This window comes from Mycobacterium sp. (genome assembly GCF_035633495.1).
GTDB lineage: Bacteria > Actinomycetota > Actinomycetes > Mycobacteriales > Mycobacteriaceae > Mycobacterium.
The window spans coordinates 1-2,483 of the sequence record NZ_DASQEU010000106.1; the positions used below are offsets into that span (position 1 = coordinate 1).

General features: G+C 64.9%; 1 protein-coding gene. It reads right to left on the reverse strand.

Annotation, left to right across the window (positions count from 1 at the left end):
• Nucleotides 1–46 precede the first annotated feature (46 nt).
• On the reverse strand, nucleotides 47–2,083 hold the full coding sequence (locus tag VET27_RS16465) for a glucose PTS transporter subunit IIA (protein ID WP_526519984.1): 2,037 nt from the start codon (nucleotides 2,081–2,083) through the stop codon (nucleotides 47–49).
• Nucleotides 2,084–2,483: the final 400 nt, after the last annotated feature.

The following is a 2,483-nucleotide window of genomic DNA, read 5'->3' on the forward strand; positions in this document are numbered from 1 at the left end:
GAAGTCACGTGCTGAGGCCGCTCCGGCGCGTCGTCGGAGAATGCCGTCAGACGTTCGCCGGCTCGGCCTTGGTGGCTACCGTGAGAATTGGTGCACCGGCCGTTACCTCGCCTGTCGTCGTCGGCTCCACCGAGGCGAACTTCTTGCCGTTCAACACGATCACCGGCGTGACCATCGAATAGCCGGCCGCCTCGATGACTTTCCGATCGAAGGTGACCAGCGGGGTGCCGACGGTGACCCTGTCGCCCTTCTTGACCTTCACGTCGAATCCCTCGCCCTTGAGGTTGACGGTGTCGATACCGACGTGGATGAGGACCTCGATGCCGCCGTCGAGAACCAGGCCGAACGCGTGACCCGTCGGCTGAGCGGCGACCACCACTCCGGAGCCGGGGGAGTACGCCGTGTCGCCTGATGGCATCACCGCGATGCCCGGACCCATGGTGCCCTTGCTAAATACGGGGTCGGGCACTTCGCTGAGCGGGACGATCGTTCCGTCCAGGGGCGACGCGATCTCGGTGATAACGTCGCTGTCCCCGACGGACGTGGTTGCCGAAGCGGCGGCCACGGTCGCGGCGCTGGCCGCGGCGGGCGCGGTCTCCAGATCTGCCACGGGCACCCGGTCAGCCTCGAATTCCGCCTCCTGTTCGGGGTTGCGGTAGCCGGAGAGGATCACCAGCGTCATCGCGGTGAAGAACGCCGCGGCGACCGCGATCCCGTACAGCAACATGCTGTCGAACGCCGGGATGGTCAGTAGCGACGTGAAGACGAACGCTTGGGTCTTGACGCCGCCACCAAGGCCGATGATGATCCCACCCACGAGGCATCCGACCAGCATGCGTGGATAGATCCGTTTGAACCGCAGATGGATGCCGTAGAGCGACGGTTCGGAGATGCCGCCGAGTAGACCCGCGCCAAGGGCACCGATCGCCGTCTGCCGCATCGGCACGTCACGCTCCCGCCAGGACAGGTATAACACCCCGGCGGTGGCGCCGAAGCAGGCGAAATTCCACGCGCCCATCGGACCCTGGATGTAGTCGTAGCCCAGGGTCTGGATGTTCAGCAGCATGATCGCGTTGATCGGCCAGTGCAGACCCAGCGGAACCATGAACGGGTAGGCCAGCGGGACGACGATGGCGAAGATGAACGGGGACAGATCGTTGATCGACTTCAGCACGTTGGCCAGGCCGGCACCGGCGTAGACGCCGATCGGTCCGATCAGGAACGCCGTCAGGGGGATCATGATCAGCATCGAGAAGAACGGCACGAAGATGAGCTGGATGTTTTCGGGGATGATCTTCTTCAGGCCCTTGTACAACAGTCCGAGCACCGCGGCCATCAGCAGCGGCGGGAACACCTGCGAGCTGTAGCTGAACACCGTGAGCGGCAGACCGAAAATGCTCACGATGTCGACTTCGGAGCTGAAGACGACGACCTTGTGCGAGACGTCCTCGAGCGCGGCGAACCCCGGCAGCATGACGACGGCCATGATCGCGAATCCGACCCAGGGGTCCGCGTTGAGCTTCTTCGAGGCGTTGTAGGCGACCATCAGCGGCAGGAACACGAACACGGACTGCCAGCACAGGTTGATGAACTGCCAGGACGGCGACAGTTCGACGCGCGGGTCCGCCCAGTTCGGGATGACGCCCAATGTGCTCATCAGCGACATGAACGTGATGAACAGCGACGCGCCCAGCAGGGCACCCAGGATCGGCCGGAACGAGTCGGAGAGGAACTCGAACAACGAGTCGAGCCAGGCGAACTTCCCGCGCGGGCCCTTGGCGCGGGCGGCGGCCTTGATGGACGCCGCGTCGTCGCCCCCGCCGCCGCCACGATTGGCCATCGCCGGCAACGCCATGATGTCGTTGAAGACGGTCTGCACGCCGCCGCCGATGACGACCTGGTACCGATTGCCGGCCTGCGGGACCGCCCCCATCACGCCGGAAATGGCCTCGACATCGGATTTTGTGACCCCAGACGCGTCGCCTAGCTGGAATCGTAGCCTGGTGGCGCAAAAGCTGAGACTCTCGATGTTGTCGGGACCGCCGACACTTTCGACGATGTCGGCCGCGGTCGTGGAAGCCATTGGGCCATCTCCCTATTCAATGCATCCTCGGCTACGAACCGCGGACGTAGGCTGTCGTGCTATCCGCAGGTCAAACACCCTGCAGCCGAAATCTGTCCTCTTCACCTCGGCGTTCCGCTCTGGTCAGCCGTTGTGTGTTATCACAGCGCACGAGAACGTGGCTCGACAGGGACCTTTGGCACGGGTATGGGCACCGAAAGGCCCCGATCCGACGCGACCGGGCAGATTGACTGGGACCGACGGCTTTCGACCCGCGGCGACGTCGTGAACGTGTTGGTGTCCGGGGGCGGTGGCGGCGCAACTCGGGACTGCGTTCCTGCAGGCGGACGAGGCGGAGCGCAGCCCGGTACGCCGCGCGACAGCTCCTCGGCCCCGCGGGAGAGCGGCAGCACGTAGGAGC